General features: G+C 66.6%; 18 protein-coding genes and 2 pseudogenes. 6 read left to right on the top strand and 14 right to left on the bottom strand.

What is annotated here, in order from left to right; genetic code table 11:
* Positions 1–606: 606 nt before the first annotated feature.
* Positions 607–981, bottom strand: coding sequence for a hypothetical protein (locus CG747_RS33155; RefSeq protein ID WP_100605549.1), 375 nt, complete (start codon positions 979–981; stop codon positions 607–609).
* A gap of 1,132 nt (positions 982–2,113) precedes the next feature.
* Between CG747_RS33155 and CG747_RS33150 the strand changes: the two genes are divergently transcribed.
* Complete coding sequence (locus CG747_RS33150; RefSeq protein ID WP_100605548.1) at positions 2,114–4,633, top strand: hypothetical protein; 2,520 nt, start codon at positions 2,114–2,116, stop codon at positions 4,631–4,633.
* A gap of 144 nt (positions 4,634–4,777) precedes the next feature.
* On the opposite strand, the gene CG747_RS33145 is transcribed toward CG747_RS33150, so the two are convergent.
* The 6 genes and pseudogenes from CG747_RS33145 to CG747_RS48340 form a co-directional block, all read right to left on the bottom strand.
* The gene (locus tag CG747_RS33145; protein ID WP_100605547.1) at positions 4,778–5,320 is read right to left on the bottom strand and encodes a hypothetical protein; all 543 of its coding nucleotides are present in this window, start codon (positions 5,318–5,320) and stop codon (positions 4,778–4,780) included.
* A gap of 67 nt (positions 5,321–5,387) precedes the next feature.
* Positions 5,388–6,923 carry a serine/threonine-protein kinase gene (locus tag CG747_RS33140; protein ID WP_257980910.1) on the bottom strand — a complete coding sequence of 512 codons (1,536 nt, stop codon included), beginning with the start codon at positions 6,921–6,923 and terminating at the stop codon, positions 5,388–5,390.
* A 94-nt stretch (positions 6,924–7,017) separates the two neighbouring features.
* Positions 7,018–7,101: pseudogene (locus CG747_RS33135) on the bottom strand (IS5/IS1182 family transposase); the annotation flags it as partial.
* 634 nt (positions 7,102–7,735) lie between these two features.
* On the bottom strand, positions 7,736–8,788 hold the full coding sequence (locus CG747_RS33125; RefSeq protein ID WP_100605544.1) for a hypothetical protein: 1,053 nt from the start codon (positions 8,786–8,788) through the stop codon (positions 7,736–7,738).
* 42 nt (positions 8,789–8,830) lie between these two features.
* The gene (locus tag CG747_RS33120) at positions 8,831–9,358 is read right to left on the bottom strand and encodes a hypothetical protein (protein ID WP_100605543.1); all 528 of its coding nucleotides are present in this window, start codon (positions 9,356–9,358) and stop codon (positions 8,831–8,833) included.
* Between the two features lie 342 nt (positions 9,359–9,700).
* Complete coding sequence (locus CG747_RS48340; protein ID WP_180985802.1) at positions 9,701–9,865, bottom strand: hypothetical protein; 165 nt, start codon at positions 9,863–9,865, stop codon at positions 9,701–9,703.
* A gap of 1,060 nt (positions 9,866–10,925) precedes the next feature.
* Between CG747_RS48340 and CG747_RS33110 the strand changes: the two genes are divergently transcribed.
* The 3 genes and pseudogenes from CG747_RS33110 to CG747_RS33100 form a co-directional block, all read left to right on the top strand.
* A complete protein-coding gene (locus tag CG747_RS33110; protein ID WP_100605542.1) occupies positions 10,926–11,300 on the top strand; it encodes a hypothetical protein in 375 nt (124 codons plus the stop codon).
* 303 nt (positions 11,301–11,603) lie between these two features.
* Positions 11,604–11,810: a hypothetical protein gene (locus tag CG747_RS33105; protein WP_100605541.1), complete on the top strand. Its 207-nt coding sequence runs from the start codon at positions 11,604–11,606 to the stop codon at positions 11,808–11,810.
* A 71-nt stretch (positions 11,811–11,881) separates the two neighbouring features.
* Positions 11,882–12,459: pseudogene (locus CG747_RS33100) on the top strand (IS5 family transposase); the annotation flags it as partial.
* Between the two features lie 12 nt (positions 12,460–12,471).
* On the opposite strand, the gene CG747_RS33095 reads toward CG747_RS33100, so the two are convergent.
* The 7 genes from CG747_RS33095 to CG747_RS33065 form a co-directional block, all read right to left on the bottom strand.
* Positions 12,472–12,687, bottom strand: coding sequence for a hypothetical protein (locus tag CG747_RS33095; RefSeq protein ID WP_100605539.1), 216 nt, complete (start codon positions 12,685–12,687; stop codon positions 12,472–12,474).
* 410 nt (positions 12,688–13,097) lie between these two features.
* A complete protein-coding gene (locus CG747_RS33090) occupies positions 13,098–13,436 on the bottom strand; it encodes a hypothetical protein (RefSeq protein WP_146022192.1) in 339 nt (112 codons plus the stop codon).
* A 213-nt stretch (positions 13,437–13,649) separates the two neighbouring features.
* Positions 13,650–14,480 carry a serine hydrolase domain-containing protein gene (locus CG747_RS33085; protein WP_100605537.1) on the bottom strand — a complete coding sequence of 277 codons (831 nt, stop codon included), beginning with the start codon at positions 14,478–14,480 and terminating at the stop codon, positions 13,650–13,652.
* Positions 14,481–14,527: 47 nt separating this feature from the next.
* Positions 14,528–14,962 carry a thiol-disulfide oxidoreductase DCC family protein gene (locus CG747_RS33080; protein ID WP_100605536.1) on the bottom strand — a complete coding sequence of 145 codons (435 nt, stop codon included), beginning with the start codon at positions 14,960–14,962 and terminating at the stop codon, positions 14,528–14,530.
* A 48-nt stretch (positions 14,963–15,010) separates the two neighbouring features.
* Positions 15,011–16,042: an HTTM domain-containing protein gene (locus CG747_RS33075; RefSeq protein ID WP_257980909.1), complete on the bottom strand. Its 1,032-nt coding sequence runs from the start codon at positions 16,040–16,042 to the stop codon at positions 15,011–15,013.
* Entirely contained in the window at positions 16,039–16,647 is a 609-nt protein-coding gene (locus tag CG747_RS33070; protein ID WP_100605535.1) for a DUF5819 family protein, read from the bottom strand. The genes CG747_RS33075 and CG747_RS33070 overlap by 4 nt, the downstream gene beginning before the upstream one ends.
* 23 nt (positions 16,648–16,670) lie before the next feature.
* On the bottom strand, positions 16,671–17,030 hold the full coding sequence (locus CG747_RS33065) for a hypothetical protein (protein WP_100605534.1): 360 nt from the start codon (positions 17,028–17,030) through the stop codon (positions 16,671–16,673).
* 967 nt (positions 17,031–17,997) lie between these two features.
* Here CG747_RS33065 and CG747_RS51085 point away from each other — a divergent pair.
* Entirely contained in the window at positions 17,998–18,273 is a 276-nt protein-coding gene (locus CG747_RS51085) for an IS3 family transposase (RefSeq protein ID WP_100605533.1), read from the top strand.
* Positions 18,257–18,742, top strand: a complete 486-nt coding sequence (locus tag CG747_RS51080; RefSeq protein WP_100605532.1) for an IS3 family transposase — start codon at positions 18,257–18,259, stop codon at positions 18,740–18,742. Before CG747_RS51085 ends, CG747_RS51080 begins: the two co-directional genes overlap by 17 nt.
* Positions 18,743–18,828 lie beyond the last annotated feature (86 nt).

Below are 18,828 nucleotides of genomic sequence, written 5' to 3'. Positions count from 1 at the left end.
ACGCACGCCCCTACGGGGCGTCAAATGCAATTCTCCTCCGGAGAATTGCTAAGCCCCTTCGGGGCTTGGACCATTCCTCCGGAATGGTCGGTGAATTCCTCCGGAATTCCGCGCTAGGTTTCCAAGTGGCGTGTCTTGTCTGGCGTATGACGGGCCATCTGTGGTTCGAGGGTTGGCTGGCTACGGGACGGGGCCCCTTAGTTAGCCTAGGATGCCGGACTGGGGAGCAGGGCGTCGGGGGACTGGCACTCGATCACCTGTCCTCTGTTGACACGCTCTTGAGTTCTCACGGAAGCCGCTTGAGCCGAGCGTAGCGCACCCACCCGGAAAGCGCCATCACCCGAGGGTGATGCATCAAGACCGCATGCTGGGTAGAGAATGGGAAAACACGCCACCACCCGGACCTATAACATTCCGATGAAAGCGTGCTGCGGAATCCGCCGCACGCCCGTAACCGCTCGTCAGGACCGACCAGAGATACGGGTTACCAATTCACCTCGGAAAGCGCTCAACTCGCACCGGTTTACCACCAACCCCACTGCAAAACTATGCTCCTGACAACGAAGCAGAGTTGTTGAGCCTATCGATCGGCAGATAGACCGAGGCTCAACGGTTCAGGGCTGCGTAGCCGACCAAGGTATCGAGAGCGGTATTCGCTGCGGCCCGCCGCTCAGGAGAAGACATCTGGCCACACTCTCGGTACATACCGTCCGTCGACTTCCCAAGCCCGGCACGAGCCAAGCGCCGGAACTCCGGACTCGCCTTTCCCGGCACATCGGGATCGATCTGCGAGGCCGGCAGATCACCCTCCAGGTCGATGATGGCACCGCACGCCAGCTCCACCAGCCGAGCCGTAGTCACCGCATCTTCAACCAACAACGTCAACAACACGTCCTGGCAAGACATGCAGCCTTCAAAGGCTGCACCAGTCAGATCCTCGAACAACTTGCTGTCCGCCTGCCAACCACCAGGCTGCGGCATGTCGTCGAGACTCCACCCACGATGTGCATGTTCCTCCACCGACCGCGGCCGCCGCGGCTTACCAGGCTTCTCACGCCCCATTACTACGCTCCTCAAAGCAGTCGGACAGGCCACGTCCTGACGACCGTAAAACGGCACACCGAACCGGCGGACCAAGTTCCCCAAAAGCCCACCCGAAGGAGTCCCCACCTGCTACCGACCCCACCGGCCATGGTCAAGCCGGCGGCATTGACCGTCCATGCAGACCACTACACCACTCACCGAACCGGTGAGCGCCTCCCAGAACACGCCGGGGTGAGACGATCACCTGCACCGTGACCGTCAACCGTGCTGTGGTCAAACCAGGGCGACAATGACGTCCTGACCGTCGGCAACCCCGCGCAGGACGCTCCCCAGGAAACCTCCCAACATGAACCGCCCCATAAGGGTTCTCAACAACACCAAGGAATCTCAAACACACCAAGGCCCCGCAGCTCAGAGCCACCACGGGATACACCACCAGCACAGCCCCAGCTCACACCCAACCCACCACCGAAACCACTCACAACAAGATCAATCTCAGACTCAGGCAGGCACACCAACTCAAAGAGCTGCACCCCACCACACCCACCCCAAATAAGAGAAGAACCCGCACTCCCCTACATCGCGCCGGGTGTCGTCTTATTAGAGCCCGGCAGGCCGCTCCCGGACCAGAACCAGGCACCATGGCACACACCGCCGCACCACCGCACCGCCGACGCGCGAATACCTCAACCCGGGCTTTGCACAGCCTGGTTGGGCTGCTCGTTCACCTGATCCGGTGAACTCCTCCGCTTCGGCTCGCCGCTGCGTCAACAGCAGTGGCAGATTCCGTGATGCACGTCGGTGGCTCATCACCGGCGTCCGCCTCATGCCGCCGTCGGCGGAGCAGGAGCAAGCTACGAGAGGTCCAGGCGCCACCGAGGCTGTTGGGACTGATCGTTCTTCGGACGCTGGCAGATGGATCGTACGGGGCGAGGAACCGCCGCACACCCTACGGGTGTCGGCCCGATTCCTTGCCAGCACGAGGCTTCGGCACTCGGGCGCGTGACACGCTCCCGATGGTCGGGAGCTTCTGTGCTCGCCCGGGACGCCCGGGTGGAAGGACGACACCATGGCCGTGAAACGGTCCGATGGCATCTACCCGCAGATCGGCAACGCCCTCTGGGGCGATCGCCTCGCGGACGCGATCGAGAATACCTGCGCGGACCACGGGGTCGTGCCGCCTCCGCGACAGGCGATCCTCGAGGGTCTGGCCGCAGCGCTCCCGGACACCGAGATCAAAGCCCTGATCGCCACCCTGCGCGGCAGGAGGGTCCTCAAGCCCAACGCCTACCGGCTCGTGCAGGCCGGCGATGAGCAGGTGCTCCTGCTGACCTGCGATGTCCACGGCGCCGCGGTGGTCCCGTGGGACCTCAACGACCGGACCGCCGTCTGCTGGTCGTCGCCCGCGCTGGAGGCCAGCCAGCGCGTCAAGGACCTCGTCGCCGCCGAGCTGGCGCTCCAGGACGCCACGAAGAGCGCGAAGTCCGCCGAGAAGGAGCGGGAGGCCCTGCGCCGGGCGTCGGGGGACGACACGTACGCGCCGCAGGCGCTGGCTGCGGCCACGCAGAAGCACCAGGACGCCGTCCGCCGCGTGCACGAGCTCGAAAGCGAGAAGCACGCTCTCCTCTCCGCTCTCGGCCACCGGCGGCCGCGCCCGGTCGTCCACGCCGTGCAGGAGGACAGGCAGCCGAAGGCGGCGCTCTCCCTGGCCGAGCAGCCCTACGCGGTGGCCGTCCATATGCAGCGGTACGCCGCCGACAACCTGGAGCGCGCCGGGAAGACCCGCGGGTACGACCTGGCCGAGTCCCTCGCGGACGCGGGCCAGCTCTCCAAGGGAATGAACGTCCTGCAGCAGTGGCAGATCACCGACTCCGACGGCACGGTGTCGAAGCTGTGGCGGCTGGCCGCCGTGACCGGGAACAACCGTGCGCTGGCCCGCCTCAATGTCTTCCAGGTGCGTCCGGAGCACCTGGTCACGGGCATGCCCCAGTCCCTCGTGCCCATGCCGAAGGACAAGAAGGACGGCCCCGAGCCGCTGCTGCTGAGCTTGCGGGAGATCCTGAACCGGCTCTCCGCCCGGCTCAACAGGGACGGCGCGAAGCCGGAAACGGAGGCGACCGACCCATCGCTCAGAGCTGCGAAGATCGCCACGGTGTCCGCGGAGATCGTGATCGGCTGCACTAAGCCCGAGGCCCTGGAACACGTCCTGCGGGCCCTGAACGTCAACGACCACCTGCGCGGCATCCAGCCCTACGACGAGGACGCGCGGCTGATCGCCCTGTTCGCAACGCTCGTCGACGCCTACGCCAGGGAGTCTCTCCTCGCGGACGCGCTCGCCGAGGCGTTCCCCGACGCGCGCGCCGCGGACCTCCTCGATCTGACGGGGGTGCGCGACGCGCTGACGGTCAACGGGCCGCTCGATCCGCTGGAGCCGCTCGTGCCCGCGGGCGCCGACGTCTCCCCGGTCGTGCTGCGCGACGTCGCGGTGCGCGCCATCACCGCGCTGGTGTTTCCCGGGATCCCGCCCGAGACTCCGCAGAAGACGAACGGGCGCACCGTCCGCGACACCGGGCGGTTGTGGCCGGTCGTCAGGGGGGCGCTGCAGGAGCCGGCGTGGAGCCAGATCCGGGCGAAGACGGCCGAGGCGCGTACGCGTCTGTGGTCCGCCGCCGTCGCGCAGCTGTTCGTGCACCGGGGCAACATCCTCTCCGCCCTCGGTCTCTTCGGCACCACGGAGACCAGGGAAGGAGCCGGACAGGATCCGAGGCCGCTCGCGCAGCTGCTCCTCGGGGCGGAGGCCGGTGACGCGGCCGCCTGGGCCGCCCTGGTCCAGCGGATGGCGCCAGCGCTGATCCACGCTCCGCAGCCGTTCATCACCCCCGGCCAGGGCAGCGAGGCGGGCGCCGGGCGCAAGGGCGTGCGTCGCACCCCCAAGAGCGCCCTCGCCGCCCTGACGCTGGCGTACACGGCGGGCGCGCCGGGCGTCAGCCGGGCCCTTCTCCTCGCGTTCGCGAAGACTGTGCTGGAGCACCCGGACGCGCCGCGGCCGCCCGAGCCGGACGACGGCACGCCCCTGATCTGCTACGGCGAGCAGCACTGGGCCGAAGCGGACCGGACAGCGATCACCGCGGGGATGGTGATCGCTCCGGATGCCGAGGGCCGGCCCACCCGCTACGTCGCCGACAAGGAGTGGTTCGACGAGCTGTTCCCCGGGCACCTCGGTATCCCGGTGCCGGAAAGCCCTGCCAATGCGCCTGCGGGCGCCGGGAACACGGCGGATGCTGGTGCCGTGACCACCACGCACGGCGAGGCGGCTGCCGACCCGCGCGACCAGTTGGCCACGCTCCGCCGGGAGCTGCCGGCACGGGTCGAGCTCGTCGAAGGGAGCTACCTGAAGGCGGTGGACGCCGCCCACACCCTGATGACGGACTTCGAGGAGGCGCACCGCCTGCGCGTCCAACTCGGGGAGGAACCGCTCCCGGCCGAGCAGCGGATCGAGTGGATGGAAAAGCTGGCGAAGGTACGGGCCTCCGCGCAGGCCAGCGTGACAACGCTCGAACAGGTGGAAACGCTGATCCTGAAGGTCTGACCGGCCGACACCGGAATACGGCAGGCGGTCGGTGATTGTGCGAGTAACGGTGTACGGGAGGGGGCCGAAGGAGCCGCCTGAGAACCACCGAAGACCCGGGTGGAGATGGCATCATCGACGCCGCTACCCGGGTCAACCGGTCACTCAGCTACGGGGCTTGCCCGCCTGGTCGGCCACAAAGTCCATGCAGGCCATGTTCGTGCTGTGTTTCAGGGTGCGGTCCTGGTCGACCTTCACCCAGTCCCCCTTCGACTGGTAGAGGTCCATCTCCTTCTCCAGGTCGGCGGCTTCCTGCCGCAGGGCGGACTTGATCGGTGCGGGGATGTGCGGCTGATCCAGCTCCTTGTCGGTCAGCGTCTTCAGCTGCTTCAGCAACGGAACCACGGGAGTGTCGCCGCCATACCCGGAGGACCCGATGGGGTTCTCCTTGACCAGCTTGATGTTGAGCTCCGCCATCTGCTTCGAGTGCTGGCACCCGGCCACATGGTTGATACCGCACATGCCCGTACGCCCATCCCAGCTCCCGGCGCCGCCCGTGCAGTAGGCAGGCCCCTTCGAGGCCGGCCTCCCGCCGTCGCCGTTCCCCTTCTCGTCCCCGCCGCTGAGCCCTATGGCCACCCCCACGCCGATCGCCACCGCGGCGGCCACACCAGTAGCGATCAGTCCGAGCTTCTTCTGCTGCGTCATTTCCACCCCTACCTGCGTGCCTACGAGATCAACGACATGGACGGCGGGCCCACGGACCGCGAACGCCTCACTTCCAGCAGAGGCCCTTCAAATCCCCCGCGTCCTTCCTCGTCTGCTTCATCGCGAGATCGGTGGCCTTGGTGTTGACGAGGCGGCCGTCCTCGATTCCGGGGAGCTGGGCGTCGAGTCCGGCGGCCTGGGTGCGCAGATCACCAGCCAGGTTCCGCAGCTTCGCCTTGACCGCCGGCACCGTTGCGTGGTCGGCCAGTTCCGAGATCTGATCGGCCCCGTCGCGCAGGGCCGCGCTGCCGTCATGCGCCCTGTCGGCCTTCGAACGGTTGGTATCGCTCAGCGCGATACCCGAGAGCTGCAGGGCGTTGCCGGCGGTGTTCACCGCGGCGGTGCACGCACTCGCATCCGGTCCCGGGGTGAGGCTTCTGGAGGCCGAGGGGGTGGGAGTCGGGGAGGGCGTGGGCAACGAGGCCCTGGTGTCCGCCGTACTCGCCGTCGACGGTGCTGCCTTCTCGGACGGGTGGTCCTGCCCGCGGAACTGCGAGGCGATGGCGAAAGCCAGCAGTCCGGCTGCCGCGACGCCGACCAACGACAGCACCGGCCGGAGCCAGGGGGGCCGCGGACCGGTCTCCGTCGTTGGCAGCAGCTTCGTCCTCCCGGGCGCCGGCGCGCCGTCCAGCATGCGCAGCACGGCATCGATACCGGGCCGCGCCTCCGGGTCCTTGTCCAGCAACGCCATGATGACCGGGGCCAGACGGCCGGCGGGCTCCGGCTCGGCGGGCTCCTCGTGGGTGACGGCATGGATCGTCGACAAGATCGTGTTCCGGTCGAACGGGGAGACGCCGGTGGCCGCGTGATATAGGGTCACGCCCAATGACCACAGGTCCCCCGCCGGGCTCTCCACGCCTTTCAGCCGCTCCGGGGCGACATACGCGGCCGTGCCGACGATCGCCCCCGTAGTGGTGACCCTGGTGTCGGCCTGGTGCTTGGCGATGCCGAAGTCCGTGACGAGAACGTCGCCGCCCTCGGTGACCATGATGTTCGCCGGCTTGATGTCCCGATGGGCGATGCCGGCCTCGTGCGCCGCCGCGAGTGCGGCGAGCACGCCCCGGGCGACGTTCTCTATCAACTCGACGGCGAGTCCGTCGGGTTCGGCGGCAAGCAGCTCGGCAACCGACCGTCCCCGCACGAGCCGCATCACCGTCCACGGCAGCCCCTCGTGCTCCACCACGTCATGGACGGCGACGATGTTCGGATGGTCGCGCAGCGCGGCGGCGTGCTGCGCCTCCTTGCGGGCGTACGCGAGGACGGAGCGCCGCGGCTCGGTGGCGTCCTGCGCCTTCATCCGGATGGACTTGACGGCCACATCGACGTTCAGGCTCAGGTCCCGGGCCTGCCACACCTCACCCATGCCTCCGCGGCCCAGCCGCTGGACTAATTCATACCGGTCGGCGATGACCGTGCCAGGTACAGTCTCCGTCGCCAAATTCTCAGCCCGCCCCGAGATCCGACACCGCCCGATATAGACGGCACATTGTAAGCGCGGGGATACACACCCGGAAGCGACAATGGTCATGCCCGTCGAATCCACGAGGCGACTGTCGGCCGCCCCACCCCCAACGACCAGCTCGGACCCGGCACCCCCTTCGCCCTCTGCCACCCGGCGCCCGGTGCCCGCCTGCCCTGGCCTGGCCAGGCGTGATGACGAAGGCCAGCGGGCGGCAGTGGCCGTCTGCGGCAAGGTGGATCTTGGTGGTCAGTCCGCCGCGGACCGTCCGAGGGCATGGTCGTCCGGCTCGCCTGCTCGATGGCCTCCGGATACGCGCGGGCCTTCTCGTGCTCGGCGAGGGCCCCGGGGGGTGACCGACATCCGCCGGGGCGCCAGGGCGTCGTCGTGCGGCGCGAACCCGGCGACTGAGCAATCGCCTTTCGTACGCAGCAGTGCGGCCACGTCCAGAGTCACCGGATCGGAGGCCGCACTGTGTTCGCGGGGGACGTGAACACCCCTTCAACGATGAAGCAAGACTCAGGGCACCGGCGCAGCTCGGCGAGCACGGGGTCCGCCGGCGGGTCGAGCGGCGGCGGGGGGGCACGAATGTCCCGGACCGCCTGGAAGGCAGGCAGCTATCTGCGCGCTGCGGCGCGGCGTAGTCCGTTCGATCTCGGCGCCGCTCGCCGCGGTGAAAGCCATGGCGTCCTCGGCCAGCGCCGTGTGGATCACACTCGGTAGTCGCGAGCGATCGGCTCGACTGTCCGTCAGAAGTGGTAGGGCCCATGGGGGCATCGGGCCTTGGCGACTCGTCGTGCTGGCCACCACGTCGCCACCTGGCCACGAGAACTGCCCACGGTGCTTCAGCGGATCAGCAGGTCGCTGACCTCTCCGAAGGATGTGGTGGGGAACCCTTACGAGTCGCCGTCTGCGGGCTCGTCCGTGCCAGACGGGGCAATGCGGTACTCGTCAAGGGCCGCGGCCCTCTCGTGGTAAGGGCGGCGGTGCAGGGTAGAGAGCAGCCGCCACATACGCCGCTCGTCCGCCAGCCGGTGCGGCAGTACCACGCCCAGCGCCTCGGCCAGCGGTTTGCGGCCGATGTTGACCAGCGCGCGTACGGCGAAGGCCCACTCGTCGGTGGCGTTCACCGCGCACCGGTACCACAGCGGCAGGAGCAGGACGAGCGCGGCCGCGGTGCCCAGCAGCGTGACCGGCTCGCCGTCGGCGCAGGCAAGCGCGCTCAGTGACAAGACGGCCAGGGCAGCGTGCCCGTAGAGCAGGGCGACGAAGAAGTCGGCGTTGGTGCGGGACAGTTCGGCCTGCCTGCGGATCTGCTCCGGTGCGGTGCCGGTCAGCTCGTTCCACAGCACCTGGCTGTCGAGTCGGAAGCGGTCGTAGCCGTACTCCTCCAGGCGGCGGATGGCGTTGCCGAGGAGCGTCGGGGCTATCTGGTCGTCGTCGATCGGATAGCGGTTCAACCGTTCGCCGAGTAGGGCGCGTTGAGCCGCGGTACGCCGGAGATCCCGGTGGGCTGTACGGGCGGTGCGCGGGTCGGCACGGAGCCGGGCGAGTTCTTCGGCGTCGGCGGGCGGCAAGGGGTCTGTGATGCGGGCGCGCCGTTCCAGCTGCAGCAGCGCAATGCGGTCTGCGAGCAGCCGCTTGGTGGCGCGCTGGCGCCGGCAGCCCCATGCGTATGCCCGGGAGGGCCAGAGGCTGTAGCCCTCCAGGATCCGGTACAGGGGTGTCTGGAGGGCGTTGAGGACCAGCCCGAGGAAGAGGGAGGCACAGAGCAGTAGCAGCGTGGTACCGGCGCCGGTAGTCGGCCAGAGCCGGGCCAGGGGGGTGGTGTGGCGCAGGCTGGGCGCGAGGGTGATCCAGAAGACGGTGATGTTCAGGGCCGTGGGCAGGATCCAGCCGACGATCAGCGTCCAGGCGCCGCCAAGGACGCTCTTGGCGATGTCACCCATGAGGCCGGTGCCTCCTGTGGCTTGTCAGGGAGGCTCTTTGTCTCACCATTCGTCTGCTTCGCCGGCGCCGCCGAAATCCGGGCCGGGTGGGGTGTGGCCGTCCCGGGGGCGGGGGGTGCCTCCCACGTTGATGGTGCCGTGGATCTCCCCGGCGGCGAGGGAGTGGTCGCCGGTGGCGGTGACGTGGTGGTGGACGGTCCGCGGGCCGGTGGAGGCGGCGAGCCGGGCGACGTGGTCGCGGAAGCCGGCGGCATCGCGGTCGCCCGCGGGGGAGTCCAGCCAGGCGGTGAGGGCGCCGGCGAGCAGCTGGCGGTCGTGGTCGTCGAGGGCGGCCAGCAGGGCGTCGAGAGCGTCCGCGCGGTCGGTGTCGAGGCGGAGCTCGGTGGTGCCATCGCTGAGGTCGGCGTCGTGGAGGCGGTGCAGCAGGCGGCGGAAGAAGCCCTCACCGGCGCTCACGGTGCGTTCGGCCATCCGGTCCTGGGCCGCGATGAGGATGGAGGTGCCCAGGCCGTTCGCCGCCAGGGCGAGATAAGGGGCTATTTCGGCGGATACGGTCACCAGGTCAGACATCCGGCTCTCCCAACTGAGTAGCGCCCCTAGTGTCCCCCACCGTCCTCGCAACGTGAGGGGTTCCCGGCACTTTCATGCCGAGAACCCCTCAACCACGCACGCCGCGCATCCCGCGTCAGTCCTTCGTATGGCCAATCGGAGGGCGCGCGGCGAGACCAGCTCCCGCCGCACTCGTCTTGCCCGGGGCGAACGCGGCGCGGTGTCGCGCGGCGGCCGGTTGGGCTGGGCGTGCCGGAGCGTCAGCTGGTGCGGCGTAGGAGTACGAGGACGGTTGCGTCGTCGCGGTAGCCGTCCGTGTCCTCGTCGGCAGCGACGACCAATGCGTCCGCCAGCGCCCGCGGATCATCCTGGTGCGCGGCACAGTTCCTCCGCCATCTCCTGGTCCACCTGTTCGGAGACCCCGTCCGAGACGAGCAGCACCAGGCGGATCTCCTCGGGGATCTCGACCTGGCGGCAAGTGGCGGCGCCGGCCTGTGCCAGCCCCAGGCGGCGTACTCCGACAGACACCCCAGCGCGCGCACCGGGCGGTCCGAGCCCAACAAGCCCCCAACCGGGTCGAGTTCCCAACCAGCGGCCGAGTCGTCGTCGCCATCGTCGACCTCGGGCGCGGGCGCGGCGGCGTCCGGGCCGGGCGCGGGCGGCGAGCCGGCAGGGCGGGTGAGAGCGCGACGAGTCCGCGCAGGTGGTCCAGGACGGCCGGCAGACCGCCGGCGTCGTCGTCGACACCGATGCGCCACACCAGCGTCAGCAGGTCGAACAGCGCCTGGTCAGCGAACAGGACAGCGTGAAGGACGGTTGACCGGCCGTGGGGCGGGCAGGACGCAGCGCAGCGCGAGGCAGGCCAGCGCCGCCGAAACCCAACACCGCCCCCGCACCCGAGACCGCTAAACCCACCCATCAGACAACAAGCAGCCCTGACCAGCGCAAACAGCAACCGGGCCATTACACACTAGAACTACCTACAACGAACCCTGCTGCTCTCAGCACGGAACACATAACCCCAGCTCACATACCCCGACCCACCCGCCCGAGCCGCCAATTCTGCCTCTCAGCAAACCAGCAACACCCCAGGCCAGCCAGCACCCCACACACCAACAAGCCCCCCTCCGAGCGTCACTCGACTCCGGCGCGCGAGGGGGCTGGTGACGGGTGGCTGGGGCACACCGACGTGCGAGGGCAGTGCGCCGCAGCCTGTTCCCGTCCGTCCAGTTCAGGCCGGGCGTGGTTCGACGGTAGAGGGTTGCACAGCATGCCGCGCGGTGACGGGCCCGAGCGGCGCCGGCGCAGGAGCGGGTGGTCCGCTGTCAGACTGACGGGCGGGCATTGTTGTGGTGCCCGGATTCTTCGGGGCCACTTCGACGGCGAATCCGAGGAGTGCTGCGTCGCCGCGGCGTGACTTGACCGGTCTCCTGCCGGCGGCCGGGACGCGGCCACGGCCAGGTACTCGGCCACCGGCCACGTTCCGCGAGCAGGCTCTCCAGGAACAGGCCGCCGTACCGCACCGTGGTTCGCTGCACTGAGTCGAGCCGAAGGGCGGAGCCCGCTTGAGCCCACGTAGGGTGCCCGCATGATCGTCCGATGTATCCAGATCATCAGCCCGACGAGCGGAGAGGTGGTGAATGATCACCCAGGGATCCGGGTCGGCGTGGAGTATCCGGTCCTGGAGGTCATCACGACCGCAAGCCGGGTGCTGATCCGGATCCCCGAGCGCCCCGACGTCTTGGTGGAGCGAGACTCTCCTGGGCTGTGGGATGCCGCCATGTTCACGGTCGTCAGCGGCCAGCTGCCGGACTGTTGGGTTGCAGGGCTGGAGGACGGCCAGGTGACGCTGGCGCCAAAGGAATGGCAGCGCTCAGGCTACTGGGAAGACTACTTCGACGGCGAGCCGTCCGCTGGTGCCGACTACGAGCGTCTGCGAGCGGAGGTCCTCTCACAGGCGTGATCTCGGATTGTTGATCACGCTGACGATTACGGGAAGTTGATCGGTCGGTCGGGCTGGGGACGGGTAGTCGGGATGCCGAGAACGACGGCGACCGTTGCGCAAGTCGAGCGGCGTCAGCTTGCTTGACGCGGGCGGGCTCGGGCTGGCTTTATTCGCGAGGAGTGGACCGGCTCAGGCGAGGGTGCTAGCGGCGGCTGGTGGCAGCACCTTCGAGCAGAGCGGGGTTAGCCGCGCAAGTGCCTCGAAGCCGGGGTTTTCACGGCGGTGGGGTGGGGCGTCGGGGACGGTCGTACGATCACGCTCATGAGCACCGCACGTTGCCGGCCCCTCGGCCACGGCCCTCAACAGCACGCCGCCACCGCCGCGGACACGGCCCGGGAGCCCCAACTTCACGTGCGCGCGGTCGACGCCGACGTCGACCTGACGCCGATGCGCTTCGCCGCCGGCCTGGACGACGACTTGGTCCGCTTCCGGGACAGCGGCATCCTCGGCCCGCAGGCCGGCAGCTGACCGGCCACCCCAGACGGAACGGTCCGGGGCCGGTTTGTTCAACCGGCCCCGGACCGTCATGCTGGACGCCCGTGTGCCGGGCACACCAGCATGCCGCCGGAGCCCACAAAAAGGGGCTCTTGATCCGGGCCAGACACGAACTGACGGGCTGGCGGCCGAGCTGGACGACCACGCGCTCGGCCGCTCGCGCGGCGGCCTGACCACCAAGCATCACCTGGCGGCGGACACCTCCGGGCACGTCCTAGCCGTCACGGTCACCGGAGGACAGCGCGGAGATGCGCCGCAGTTCACCACGCTTATGGGACAGATCCGCATTGCCCGGACCGGCGGTGGACGCCCGCGCACCCGGCCGACGCATGTGAGCGCCGACCAGGCTTACTCGTCACGCATGAGCCGCGGCTACCTCCGCCGCCGGCGGATCCCGCACACGATCCCGGAGAAGCGCGACCAGGCCGGACACCGGCTCCGCCGGGGCTCAGCGGGCAGCAGGCCGCCCGGCTTCGACCGCGACCACTACAAGCGCAGACACAAGATCGAATGCCGGATCGGGCTGCTCAAGCAAGCCCAGGCCGTGGCCACCAGATATGACAAGCTCGCCATCCGCTACGAAGCGACCGTCCACCTCACCTTGATACCGCAGTCGCTGTGACCCCCTGTGCCTTCACATGGTGTTCGGGCGGCCCGAACCGGCCTCCGACAGCGTCGGATTCAGGCGGAAGAAAGTGATGGCGGCATGCACGACGAGTGCAACCGGCAGGGCAACGAGAAGGTCCCACGGCACCGCGCCGACCGCAGCCAGGAGACAGATGACCGGAAGGGTGAGGAGAGTGGGGAACGTCGAGGCCAGGGCAATGCATATACGGGTTCGGCGGTTCATGGCCAGACCGCGTCTCCTCCGACCCGGCGTAGCCCTGCACCAGGCGCACAAGGAGCTGGACCGGCAGCGGCTCCGGGAGCTGTCGGCCCAGCAGCGCGAGGTGGTCGCCGCCCTGGTGGGACAGGCCCGCCGGCTCGTCGAGCCGGCGGGGCAGGCCGCCGAGCGATGCGGTGCAGCGGGAGGTGGAGGGAACGCTGCGAGCGGCGTTGGCCGACGCCCATCCTGCTGACAAGTGAGCCAGGAGCCGGCTGGCGAGGTCGCTCACCGTCGTGGGCGTGCTGCCCGTCGCTGATGCCGCACGCGCACCTGGCCGGTCAGCTCGTGGCTGGCGTGGTCCGTGTGCGGCTGTGGCCTTGCTCCAGGCTGCGCGCCATCAGATTTCCGAGACTGTAAGCAGAACCCGTCGCTACCTACTTTTTGACGTACAGGTACTGGTGGAGAACCCAAGCATCGGCAACCTTCACCATCTTCCCGTGGCAGACATACTGACGCCACGTACCTTCAGTTACGCCTCGGTCCCCCTCCCTTCTGCAGCTGGCGTCGTCACCCATGAACGCCCGCTCAAGGACGTAGCCGGCTGGAGGATTCCAGTCCGTCCGGAGTGCGCGAGAGGCAACTTCTCCGCCGGCGGCGATCGCGATCTGCCTAGGCACCTTCAACGCAGTAACCTGCAGAGTGGGCGCCGCCTGCGCGATGCCCTGAGTGGCTACGACGAATGCGGCACCAACCGTGGCAATCCCCACAGTCACACACTTCTTTTTGTTTTTGATGACTCATTCCTTTGTGAATCGGCGCCATGGTCTGTCCAAGACATGGGAGAACCTGGCACTCTGTGAGTGAGTCGGTGGCCGTACGGGCACCGAGTTCGGACTGATCAGCAGCAGATGGGTTCGCCGTCGGGCATAGCAACCCTTTTACGAGCTACGAGACTTTGAGCTGGTCGTCGCCGAGCGGGCCATCCTTCACGTCTTGAGCTTCTGCAGAGCGAGGCGAGTGGTGCGGCGGTGGTTTCTGTGGAGACGGTGCAGGAAGATCCAGCGGCCGTCTTCGTGGGCGGCGGCGAACGCGGATGCAGTTCGTGTTGCGCCGTTGTGCCAGAGAGCTGATCCGCTGCGGACCCATGTGGGAGCAGGTTCACCGAGCACACGGTCCACCGCGAGACCGACCACCAGGCGGGCTGCAGTGCCTGGGGTAGCCCATAATCCGCCGGCTGGCAGGATTGGTCCCGTCAGCGTCCAGTGGGGACGGGGCTGGCCGAGGAAGCCGTGGGCTACGAGTCGTCGTTCAGGTGGTGGCAAAGCAGTCACAGCACCTGGTGGTAGGCCCAGTGGGGCGAGCACGTAATCGTCCGTCAGCTGCTGAAAGGGGCGGCCAGTTGCTGTGGTGAGCACATGACCGAGGACGGCATATCCGAGGTTGGAGTACTCCTCCTTGCCCACGGGACCGGTTGCTGTCGCGTGCCAGTTCCTCAGCACTTCACGCAAAGCTGTCTCAGTGAAGGAAACGTAGGGATCGGCAGTGGAGCCATGGGCGTGAGGAGGCAGGCGAGGCAGCCCAGAGGTATGTTCAGCAAGGTTCCGCAGAGTAACCCCCGTGTTCTCTGGGACGTCGGCGAGGCGGGCTTCGAGGGGGTCATCGAGATTGAGTACTCCCACGGTTGCGAGCTGAGTCAGGATCGTGCCGGTGACCACTTTGGAGAGCGATCCCAATTCGACGAAGTGGTTGAGGGAGTGTCCACGCGATACGTGGTTCTGGACCCCTCTGCCGCCCAGAACACAGGTGGGCACCGACATCCTTGCTCCTGTCTGTTCTCATCTGTCGAGAGGTGATAGCAGCCATCTCATGGCTGTGGTGGTGACAGGCGGCATGCATGCGTTCCGCCGGGCATTCGGTGGCGATTTCGAGCCACCCATCGGTAGACAGCATGAGCACACCGGATCACTCCAGGGAAGGTGATCACCGCGCCGGCTATCCGGTACCGGCGGCGCGGGGAGTGACGCAGGTAGACGGCCAGAGCGTCAGCGCCACCGGCCAGGACGTGGCCGTCACGCAGTAGGAGGACCTCACGGTCGAGCCGCTCGGTGTGGTGCCGTGTGGTCTCTGATGGAAGAGACTGCCAGGGCACCGCTTCCATTGATGGGCGCCCCGGGGAAGAAATGCGGTTGATGACGTTCTGACAAAACCCGCAGTCTCCATCGAAGACGAGCAGCGGTTCGGAGCGGATGATCGGTGAAGTCACGGGACCTTCCTTGCGGTCTGTCCGATCGGCATACATGGCCGCGGAGAAGCAATCGTCCGCGGTCCGATCGGAATAGCTGTCGGCTCACCCATCGGAGGAGACAGCCGCAGGGCGGGGCTGAGTTGGCGCCGTACTGACCGGCGGCGTTGCGACAGGTGCGGCGTCGGATTGCCGCTTGAGGGAGCCCGCAGATCGCAGACGGCGGATAAACGGGCTGCCCCGTTGAGCTAATGTTTCGAGCGCCCCGCTCAGGAAGATGAGATCGCACGCCATCATGGTTAGTGCGAAGCTCGTGAGCCCCATGAAGATGCCAATGGCCAGGTGGAAGCTGATGGAGGCGATCGCAGCCCACGGGCGCAGTCGTGGAACAAGAATGCCCAGCGGGAAGTACACCAGAAAGATCGTTGTGGAGTACGTTCCCAGAAATACCAGAAATTCATTCTGGTAGATGAGTTCGGAGACTCCAGGCAGTTTGAATTCGGACAGTCGAAGGACGTAGAAGAGGGCCGTTCCTTCCTGCCACACTTTGCCTTGCACCTTGTACAAGCCACTCACCATGTATACCAAACAGATCTGGATGGCGATGGCTAGCATGCCGAGGTTGTGCAGGGGATGCGAAAGCGATTTCACGATGCTGGGCACACGCCGCGAAACTTTGTGTGCAATTCCCGTGGAAAATGAAAGACGCCCGTAGCAGCGAGTGAGCAGCAGCATGGGAATCACTACGTAGGCTAGGTTGTCACCACCGTCCAGAAGGATCGGCTGACGCTGGTAGATCGACCACAGGAACACCCAGTGGAGGGCCAGCACCAGCCTTCCACCGACACCGCAGGTCACTGCCAAAGCGGTCAGCATTCCCAGATGAAAGATGGCCTGGAACCATGCTTCGGAATTACTGAAGGCGTAGAGGCTGAAGGTCCCGTTGTCGTGCAGTTGGGAGATGAAAGTTCGCCATGGAAGAACACCATCGGGACCGAAAAGGTAGGAACGGTCGCCGTACTGGCTCGCGTAGTACATAAATCCAACGAAGCCGAGCAAGGCTCGTGTTCCACTGACGCCGAGGACACTGAAATGCTGGGTGCCGACCATATCCAAGAAGCGGGTTATCTTTTTCACTGCGACCCCACTTTCACCCAGTCCATATCCTGTAGGTCCGTTTTACCGCGAGCCTTCGGATCGTTCCGTTTGGACCACGGCGGCAACTTCTCTACGTAGACACGAACCTGCACTTTGTCCGGGCTCCCGCCACACACCTTGGGCATTTGAGTGAGCGAGTACCTGGAGAGGAAAGCGACGGCTTCCCTGCGATTCTTCTTCTCAAGCGGAGTTTCCGGTAGTGGCCGCTTATGCAATGCCTTCTGCTGCTCTCTGAGCTCATCAAGCACCGGATCGCCACCACTTAGCTGTAGAACGTTGCCCGTCACAAGTCGTGACATGCGGGATGGGAAGAACCTGCTGCTCTGGGCCGCGTCGATATATCTGCTCGTCACATCGTAGAAGCCGGTGACCTCGCCATTCGCACATCTACCTCGGGCGAAGATACCTCGGTTCTCGGATAGCGGGTTCGGGGCGAAGAGCTTCCAGTTCTGCGCCTGATATGGCTCCAAGTAGTCGTTCACGGAGCCCATGACACGGAGTTTGATCGGGGTCAGCGGCATCTGCGAGATGCTGGCTGCGCAGAAATGAAGGCCCAGGAGGGCAGCGCCGACGAGCAGCGCCACCCTCCTGGTTATAGTGTGTTCCTTCACTTGTCGAAGACCATCTCGACGGAGGAACCGTTCGGAACGGACGAAGCCGGAGCGACGCCGAAGGCGTCAGTGACGTTGCTAGCCAGTTCCCCGGCCGCGTTCCCGGCCAGCTGAGCCGCAGCCTTTCCGTGCACGTACGCCTTCTGCGCCGCGCCGGTCAATGCATTTCCGACCTTGCCCGCCAGCTTTCCAAGGCCACCGATGACCTGCGGCGCGTTGTCCGGCCCCTGCGTCGTCGCGGCGGCCGAAGAAACGGCCGGCGCCTTCGCCTCGGCAGCCTGCGCCGAACCCTGCGTCGTCACGACCAAGGCAGCACTCGCAAGGGCCACAGCGACCCCAGCGGCTATCTTCTTCATACTCTTCCCTTTCCTTTAAATACCTGCTTCGACAACTGGCAGGTGGTACGCCAATCGCGGGCGCGAATGGCGGCATGACGGGTAAACGAATCTGAGGATGCAAGCACAGCACATGAGCAGGATGCTTTCGTCCATCACGATCCCGGCGCATGAAAAATTAGCCGGATAGGAAAGGCGAGAGTGCGGCTAGAAGCCACCGCGCATCACTCCACCATTAACCTGCTAGGGGATTTGCGCAAGGCAACAGATCGAATCCCCGTAACGCATGCAGCTCTCCCCCGTTTACCCCCTGCAGCCCTCCAATTTGGAAGGGCTTTGCAATGCACCGTGAATACTTCCATGCCCTCACAAGGCGCGTCTAGAAGATAAGAAGAGAACAGACTAATCCGAGGTGTCCGGAAATCATGCGTGTCGGAGACGTCTCTCGGCGGGCAGAAACTCGCGAAACCGGAGGGAAATGCTCCCATTCGCGAACTGCCTGCTTGTACTACTCTGCGAAGTTGAAGGCCTTGGGTGAATCCAACCGATGCATCTCGCAATCTGGCGATGGATTCGCGTCAGCGAGTGAGAGTCCTGCTTGCGCTTGCTTGATCAAGCTGGCCCGAAACTTCGTTTCATTACATCGTGATCACGCCGCATTGGCCTGAAAGTACAACTTCAGTAGCCGATGTCGGTACATGCCGCCGCCAGACGTTGGTTCCACAAAGTCCTCGGTGAGGTGCCGTGGGAGCGTCTTGAGCAGTCACTGCGACTGGTAGAAGGAGACGCGGGGTAGTCGCTGCCAGGGGTCCAGCTGACCGGCGATCGGCCTCCGAAAGTGGCGTGCAGCCGCTCGTGGCCGTAGCGCTTGAGGAAGTCCGCGAGCGCAACGCGCCGTTCACGCTCAGGCGTGTAGTCACGCACATGTACCCCTCGGTGGCGCCAGAGCGCGAAGGAGCCGTGCAAGCGGCGCCGCCGCGACGCGGAGCTGACCGAGCAGGTCCGGCAGATCCACCACAAATCCAGAGGTATCTGCGGCTCGCCGCGCGTGCACACCCTCCTCAAACGCGCGAGCCAGGCGGTGGATCGCAAGCGCGTCAAGCCGCTGATGAGCGGCCCAGCCCGCGAGCCTCAGTCTCCGCCGCAAGGGGTTCACCCGCCGCGGCCTCAGGGCCGCACTGCTCCGGGTCTGGCCAACCGCAACTTCACCGCGCCCGCACCGAACCGGTTGTGGGCCACCGAGCACCATGATCCCCAGCGGTGAGGGGCCATTGACTCTCCGCCATCCGGGACGCGTTCTTCCGCTGGCTGGTGGCCTGGGAGACCTCCGCCGGCGCCGGCGCCAACCGGGTCCTCACCAAGCTGGAGTACGCGCTGGCCAGCCGCGAGGTCGATCCCGGAACGCTCGTCCATCACGCGGACCAGGCTTCCAACACACGTTGGCCAAGCTCACAACTTGCCAGCGATGTAGACGAATTGAGGTATCCACGGGACCAGTCGGGAACTCGTGCAAAGACGCCCTGGCGGAGAACCTGTGGATGCTGATCAAGACCGCATGCGTGTACGGCCGCACCTTCACCACCCAGTCCGAGGCGAACCTGGCGCTCTTCGAGTACATCGATGGCTTCCATAATCCCCGGCGTGTCCAGGGGAACGGCTTGGCTTCCTCAGCCCCATCAAGTTCGAGCAGAAGCACTACGCCGAGAAACCGACGGCCGAGCAAGCGAACCTGAAGCCCGTCAACTCGCGCTGACCAACTGATCAGCAACCCCCGCACAACGGGGGAAGCTCAACGCTTCGTCCCAGTGCGGCCCTGGGC

The sequence above is a fragment of the Streptomyces sp. CB02959 genome (assembly GCF_002803155.1).
GTDB lineage: Bacteria > Actinomycetota > Actinomycetes > Streptomycetales > Streptomycetaceae > Streptomyces.
This window is presented reverse-complemented; position numbering and strand designations above follow the sequence as displayed.

Bases quoted from the DNA above. Each gene is read 5' to 3' on its own strand.
- CG747_RS33095 (WP_100605539.1), bottom strand. From the start codon at position 12,687: ATGAACCGCCGAACCCGTATATGCATTGCCCTGGCCTCGACGTTCCCC.
- CG747_RS33155 (WP_100605549.1), bottom strand. From the start codon at position 981: ATGCCGCAGCCTGGTGGTTGGCAGGCGGACAGCAAGTTGTTCGAGGAT.
- CG747_RS33085 (WP_100605537.1), bottom strand. From the start codon at position 14,480: ATGTCGGTGCCCACCTGTGTTCTGGGCGGCAGAGGGGTCCAGAACCAC.
- CG747_RS33125 (WP_100605544.1), bottom strand. From the start codon at position 8,788: ATGGGTGACATCGCCAAGAGCGTCCTTGGCGGCGCCTGGACGCTGATC.
- CG747_RS33145 (WP_100605547.1), bottom strand. From the start codon at position 5,320: ATGACGCAGCAGAAGAAGCTCGGACTGATCGCTACTGGTGTGGCCGCC.
- CG747_RS33150 (WP_100605548.1), top strand. From the start codon at position 2,114: ATGGCCGTGAAACGGTCCGATGGCATCTACCCGCAGATCGGCAACGCC.
- CG747_RS33105 (WP_100605541.1), top strand. From the start codon at position 11,604: ATGAGCACCGCACGTTGCCGGCCCCTCGGCCACGGCCCTCAACAGCAC.
- CG747_RS33065 (WP_100605534.1), bottom strand. From the start codon at position 17,030: ATGAAGAAGATAGCCGCTGGGGTCGCTGTGGCCCTTGCGAGTGCTGCC.
- CG747_RS33110 (WP_100605542.1), top strand. From the start codon at position 10,926: ATGATCGTCCGATGTATCCAGATCATCAGCCCGACGAGCGGAGAGGTG.
- CG747_RS33080 (WP_100605536.1), bottom strand. From the start codon at position 14,962: ATGTATGCCGATCGGACAGACCGCAAGGAAGGTCCCGTGACTTCACCG.
- CG747_RS51080 (WP_100605532.1), top strand. From the start codon at position 18,257: ATGATCCCCAGCGGTGAGGGGCCATTGACTCTCCGCCATCCGGGACGC.
- CG747_RS33120 (WP_100605543.1), bottom strand. From the start codon at position 9,358: ATGTCTGACCTGGTGACCGTATCCGCCGAAATAGCCCCTTATCTCGCC.